The organism is Devosia sp. GW821-FHT12F11 (assembly GCF_058806655.1).
In genome coordinates this window covers 356,908-362,922 of the sequence record NZ_JBXAPX010000007.1, presented here as the reverse complement: position 1 = coordinate 362,922, position 6,015 = coordinate 356,908, and the positions used below count along the sequence as shown (strand labels likewise).

Sequence of the window (6,015 nt, the reverse complement as noted above, 5' to 3'; positions counted from 1 at the left end):
CCGGTCCCTGGCTGGTGGCCGCCAGCCGGGGACCGCCGAACCTGCTACGAGTCGGCGAAAATCAACATGCAAGGGGGTCCTGGAGGGCACGATGGATCGACCGGGGTGGCCACAGGCACCCGCGTCCATTCCCTAACTCCGCCACATTAATCGCTGCATAGGGGAAGCGGGGCTTTGGCGGTTGACGGCTTTGCCGTTCAGGCTGTATCGCCGGTCACCAATTCTTAACCATCTGGCGGAGCAGGGCCGATGATGAGTTCGAGACGCGCAGGCGTTTCCATTGCCGTAGTGGGTGCATTGTCGCTCATTCTGAGCGGCTGCGCCTCCAGCGGCGTGACCACGACCAGCGTCGCGTCGAGCGAGACCATCACGCCGATCCAGAACTCGTCGGTGGCGAGCTCGGACCTCAATGCCTTGCCGGGCAGCACGGTGCAGCAGGCTTCGCTCGGCCAACCGGCGCCGCTGACCCCGGGCCAGCCGGCGCCGGGCGCGCTCGGCCAGCCGGCCCAGGTCGCCAATGCCGACGGTTCGTTCGCGACGCTCGGCTCGGTGCCGCAGGCATCAGGGCGTGACCTCTCCACCGGGCTGACGGTCGAAAAGCTGCTGGGTGGCTGGACCGTGGTGTCGGGCGCCGAGCAGTGCAAGCTCAACCTGACCCAGACGGCGAAATCCGGCACCTCGCGCTATCGCGCCTCGACGCCGGGCTGCGGGCTCAACGGGCTCAAGGTCGTGGCGAGCTGGCAGCTGGTGGGCAACCAGGTGCAGCTGTTCGACGAGAACGGCGATATCATCGCCTCGCTGATCCTCAGCGGCAGCCAGTTCATCGGCACCCTGGCGGGCGGCCAGGGCATCACGATGGTCGGCTAAGGGTGGCGAGCCGTCTCGGTGGTCGCGCGCTCGAACCGCCAAAGCGGAGCCGCTTTGGCTGAGCGCACTCGGCGGCGGGGGCCCGCGGGCACACCAGTTACCGACCGACTGAACGCGCTGACCAAGAGCGGCGCGCTTACGCCCGATCCATTGCAGTTCAAGGCAGCGGCGGCGCTCGATCGCGTGGCGACCGAGCTCGCCGCGCAGAACGCCTCGCGCGGGTTTCTGAGCGGGCTGTTCGGCGGGCCGGTGCCGGTGCGCGGCGCCTATCTGGTCGGGCAGGTCGGGCGCGGCAAGACCATGCTGATGGACCTGTTCTTCGCGCTGGCGCCGACGGAGAAGAAGCGGCGAGTGCATTTCCATGAGTTCATGGACGAGATGCACGAAGCGATCGCCAAGTTTCGCAAATCCAGCAAGGGCAAATCCGAGAGCGCCGATCCGGTGGCGGCAGTGGTGAAGCCGCTGCTCGAGGAGGTGCGGCTGCTCTGCCTCGACGAGTTCCAGGTACAGGATATCACCAACGCCATGCTGCTCGGACGGCTGTTCGACAAGCTGTTCGCCGGCGGGGTGACGGTTGTTGCGACCTCGAACACCCGGCCGGACGACCTCTACGAGCACGGGCTCAACCGGCAACTGGTGCTGCCGTTCATCGCCGAGTTGAAGCAGCATGCCGAGATCGTAGAGCTCGATGGGCCGACCGACTATCGGCGGCTGAAGTTCGAGGGGGAGGCGGTGTATCAGTTCGGCGTCGGCCCCGAGGTGGATGCCGCGATGGACCGGCTGTGGCTGAGGCTCACCGGCGGGGCGCCGGGCGAGCCGGCGGAACTCCATTCGCTCGGGCGGACGATTCCGGTGCCGCGGGCGGCGATGGGGGCGGCGCGCTTTGAGTTCACGGAGTTGTGCGACAAGCCGCTGGGGGCGCGCGACTATCTCAAGCTCAGCCATGCCTATGAAGCGGTGATGATCGACCATGTGCCGCAATTCGACCGGTTGCGCTCGAACGCGGCCAAGCGCTTCATCCTCCTGGTGGACACGCTTTACGACCGTGGCGCCAAGCTCGCGGCCAGCTTTGCCGTGCCGCTCGACGAATTGGGCCAGGACGACAAGACCCGCGCCGAGTTCGCGCGCTGCGTGTCGCGGCTGATCGAGATGCAGTCGACCGAGTACCTGGGCGCGCCGCATCGGGGCGAGGTCGCGACTGCCCCGTCTGTCTAGCGAACAGGCAAGCCATGCGATTGCTGCAGATCGGAAGCGTTAGGACCTACGGCTGACTTGCCCCCGTCACCCTCTAGGGTTAATAGGAGCGCGCAATTTCCAGCATAAGCAAAACGGGGTTCGGTGGATGGCGCGCAAGAAGATCGCTCTGATCGGTGCGGGACAGATTGGCGGCACTTTGGCGCTGCTCGCAGCAACCAAAGAACTGGGCGATGTAATCCTGTTCGACGTGGTCGACGGCGTGCCGCAGGGCAAGGCCCTGGATCTCAGCCAGTCCGGCCCGGTTGAAGGCTTCAACTCGACGCTCAAGGGCACCTCCGAATACAAGGATATCGTCGGCGCCGATGTGGTGATCGTCACCGCCGGCGTGCCGCGCAAGCCCGGCATGAGCCGCGACGACCTGCTCGAGATCAACCTCAAGGTGATGGAGCAGGTGGGCGCCGGCATTGCGAAATACGCGCCGGAAGCTTTCGTCATCTGCATCACCAACCCGCTCGACGCGATGGTCTGGGCGCTGCAGAAGTTCAGTGGCCTGCCGGCGAACCGCGTGGTCGGCATGGCCGGCGTGCTGGACTCGGCGCGCTTCCGCCACTTCATCGCCGACGAGCTCAAGGTCTCGGTGCAGGACGTCACGGCGTTCGTGCTGGGTGGCCATGGCGACACCATGGTGCCGCTGCCGCGCTACTCGACCGTGGGCGGTATCCCGCTGCCGGACATCGTCAAGATGGGCTGGATGAGCAAGGAAAAGCTCGAGCAGATCATCCAGCGCACCCGTGATGGCGGCGCCGAGATCGTTGGCCTGTTGAAGACCGGTTCGGCGTTCTATGCCCCTGCCGCTTCGGCCATCGAGATGGCCGAGAGCTATCTCAAGGACAAGAAGCGCATCCTGCCCTGCGCCGCCTTCCTCAAGGGCGAGTATGGCGTCAAGGGCACCTATGTCGGCGTGCCGGTGCTGATCGGCGCGGGCGGGGCGGAAAAGATCGTCGAGATATCGCTCTCGGGCTCCGAGCAGAAGGCGTTCGACAAGTCGGTCGCCGCCGTGAACGGTCTCGTCGACGCGTGCAAGAAGATCGCGCCGAAGCTGGCCTGACGGCACCCGTCCGACCGAAAGGCCACCATGCGCATCGCATCAGCCCTGTTGACCCTCGCAGCCGTCGCCGCCCTCGGTGGCGGCGCCCAGGCTGCGAGCGTCTACAGCAAGATCGTCGATACGGATTGCACGGTGCTCAAGACCTATGAGGACGGCGGCGCCGACCTCCGCTGCCCCGGTCATGACGGGCTCGACGTGTTCGTCTCGGAAGGCGATGCGCGGCTCGATGTCGATTTCGGCGTCAAGAGCGACAGCTTCGAGACTTTCTCGGCTTTCAACACTATCGGCGACACGGTCGAGTGGCTGACCAATGCGGATGGCGTCGCCGAGGCGGCGATCATCCGCTACCTGATCAGCGTCGATGGACGTGAGGCGCAGGCGCTGGTGATTTCGCGCGTCGGTTCGGAGAGCGAACCCGGCTGCGTCGTGGGCGTCGTCGATGCGGCGCTCGAACAGGCCAACGGCATGGCTCGCGGCATCGGCGCCATGGCGCCGCTGTTCGACTGCAGCGCCGATCGCGTCGTGATCGCGCCTGGCGCCGGCGAACTGGTCGCCGGTTTCTCTGGAACAAATTCGTAGGCCTCGGATCGAGGCGAAGGAGCAGCATGAACATCCACGAACACCAGGCCAAGGCGCTGCTGAAGACCTACGGGTTGCCGGTTGCCGACGGGGTGGCGATCTTTACCCCGCATGAGGCGGAAGCCGCGGCGCTGGAGCTGCCCGGACCGCTCTATGTGGTGAAGTCGCAGATCCATGCCGGCGGTCGCGGCAAGGGCAAGTTCAAGGAACTGCCCGCCGATGCCAAGGGCGGCGTGCGGCTGGCCAAATCGGCAGCGGAAGTCGCCGCCAACGCCAAGGAAATGCTGGGCAATACCCTGGTGACCAAGCAGACCGGCCCGGCCGGCAAGCAGGTCAACCGGCTCTATATCGAGGACGGCGCCGATATCGCGCGCGAGCTCTACTGCTCGCTGCTGGTCGATCGCTCCACCGGCCGGGTGTCGTTCGTGGTCTCGACCGAAGGCGGCATGGACATCGAGGCCGTGGCGCATGACACGCCGGAAAAGATCATCGCGGTCGATATCGACCCGACGGTCGGGGTGACCGCCAAGGACGTGGCCGAGATCGTCGCGGCCTTGAAGCTCGACGGCGCGGCGGCGGAAGACGCCAAGTCGGTGTTCCCGGCGCTCTACAAGGCGTTCGTCGAAAAAGACATGTCGCTGCTCGAAGTGAACCCGCTGATCGTCATGGCCAACGGGCATATCCGGGTGCTCGACGCCAAAGTGAGCTTCGACAACAACGCCGCCTTCCGGCATCCGGAACTGGCGGAGCTGCGCGATCTCAGCGAAGAGGATGCCAAGGAGATCGAGGCCAGCAAGTTCGACCTCGCCTATGTGGCGCTCGACGGCAATATCGGCTGCATGGTCAACGGCGCCGGCCTCGCCATGGCGACGATGGACATCATCAAGCTCTACGGCGCCGAACCCGCCAACTTCCTCGATGTGGGCGGTGGTGCCTCCAAGGAGAAGGTGACGGCGGCGTTCAAGATCATCACCGCCGATCCCGCGGTGAAGGGCATCCTGGTCAACATCTTCGGCGGCATCATGCGCTGCGACATCATCGCCGAAGGCGTGATCGCCGCAGTGAAAGAAGTCGGCCTCAAGGTGCCGCTGGTGGTGCGCCTCGAAGGCACCAACGTGAAGGAAGGCAAAGCCATCCTCAACTCATCCGGCCTCGACGTGATCTCGGCCGACGACCTCGACGACGCGGCGCAGAAGATCGTCGCCGCCGTGAAGACCCGCTGAGCCAGGAAGAAGCAATGTCGATCCTAGTCAACAAAGACACTCGCGTTCTGGTGCAGGGGCTGACCGGCAAGACCGGTACGTTCCATACCGAGCAGGCGCTGGCCTATTACGGCACCAAGATGGTGGGCGGCGTGAACCCCAAGAAGGCCGGCGAGGTGTGGACCTCGGGGCTCGACGCTTCGGCGACGCTGCCGGTGTTCGCTTCGGTCGCCGAAGGCAAGGAGCGCACCGGCGCCACGGCCTCGGTGGTCTATGTGCCGCCGCCGGGCGCCGCCGACGCCATCATCGAGGCGATCGACGCGGAGATCCCGCTGATCGTCTGCATCACCGAGGGCATCCCGGTGCTCGACATGGTGCGGGTCAAAGCCAGGCTCGACAAATCGAAGTCGCGGCTGCTCGGGCCCAATTGCCCGGGCGTCTTGACGCCGGAGGAATGCAAGATCGGCATCATGCCGGGCTCGATCTTCAGTAAGGGTTCCGTGGGCATTGTTTCCCGCTCCGGTACGCTTACCTATGAGGCGGTGTTCCAGACCACCAATGCCGGGCTCGGCCAGACCACTGCGGTCGGCATCGGCGGCGATCCGGTCAAGGGCACCGAGTTCATCGATATGCTCGAGATGTTCCTCGCCGACGAAGCCACCAAATCGATCATCATGATCGGCGAAATCGGCGGTTCCGCCGAGGAAGACGCCGCGCAGTTCCTGATCGACGAAGCCAAGAAGGGCCGCAAGAAGCCGATGGCCGGGTTCATCGCCGGACGCACCGCGCCGGCCGGCCGGACCATGGGCCATGCCGGCGCCGTGATCTCTGGCGGCAAGGGCGGCGCCGAAGACAAGATTTCGGCGATGGAACGTGCGGGCATAAAGGTGTCGCAGTCGCCTGCGAGGATTGGCCAAACCCTAGCCGACGTACTAAAAGGCTGAGGCGAGGGCTGTAGGAATGACGGGGCGCGGGTGGTTTCCCGCGCCTTAACGTCAAACAAAGAAGTTGCGGGCAGTTTGGCCCGCAACGCAAAAAGGGCCCGGTCGAGCATTTCCCGGG

At 65.4% G+C, this 6,015-nt stretch carries 6 protein-coding genes; all 6 read left to right on the top strand.

From position 1 onward, the window contains the following. Positions 1-249 precede the first annotated feature (249 nt). The 6 genes from AC1ROK_RS21415 to sucD all read left to right on the top strand — a co-directional run bounded on the left by AC1ROK_RS21415 (position 250) and on the right by sucD (position 5,897). Entirely contained in the window at positions 250-867 is a 618-nt protein-coding gene (locus tag AC1ROK_RS21415; RefSeq protein ID WP_492850670.1) for an AprI/Inh family metalloprotease inhibitor, read from the top strand. A 54-nt stretch (positions 868-921) separates the two neighbouring features. Then, the gene (gene zapE, locus AC1ROK_RS21410) at positions 922-2,082 is read left to right on the top strand and encodes a cell division protein ZapE (RefSeq protein WP_492850668.1); all 1,161 of its coding nucleotides are present in this window, start codon (positions 922-924) and stop codon (positions 2,080-2,082) included. A 127-nt stretch (positions 2,083-2,209) separates the two neighbouring features. Then, a complete protein-coding gene (mdh, locus tag AC1ROK_RS21405) occupies positions 2,210-3,172 on the top strand; it encodes a malate dehydrogenase (RefSeq protein WP_069911434.1) in 963 nt (320 codons plus the stop codon). A gap of 27 nt (positions 3,173-3,199) precedes the next feature. Continuing rightward, a complete protein-coding gene (locus tag AC1ROK_RS21400) occupies positions 3,200-3,751 on the top strand; it encodes a hypothetical protein (protein ID WP_492850665.1) in 552 nt (183 codons plus the stop codon). Positions 3,752-3,777: 26 nt separating this feature from the next. Continuing rightward, on the top strand, positions 3,778-4,974 hold the full coding sequence (sucC, locus tag AC1ROK_RS21395) for an ADP-forming succinate--CoA ligase subunit beta (protein WP_492850663.1): 1,197 nt from the start codon (positions 3,778-3,780) through the stop codon (positions 4,972-4,974). Between the two features lie 14 nt (positions 4,975-4,988). After that, on the top strand, positions 4,989-5,897 hold the full coding sequence (gene sucD, locus AC1ROK_RS21390; protein ID WP_055875565.1) for a succinate--CoA ligase subunit alpha: 909 nt from the start codon (positions 4,989-4,991) through the stop codon (positions 5,895-5,897). Positions 5,898-6,015 lie beyond the last annotated feature (118 nt).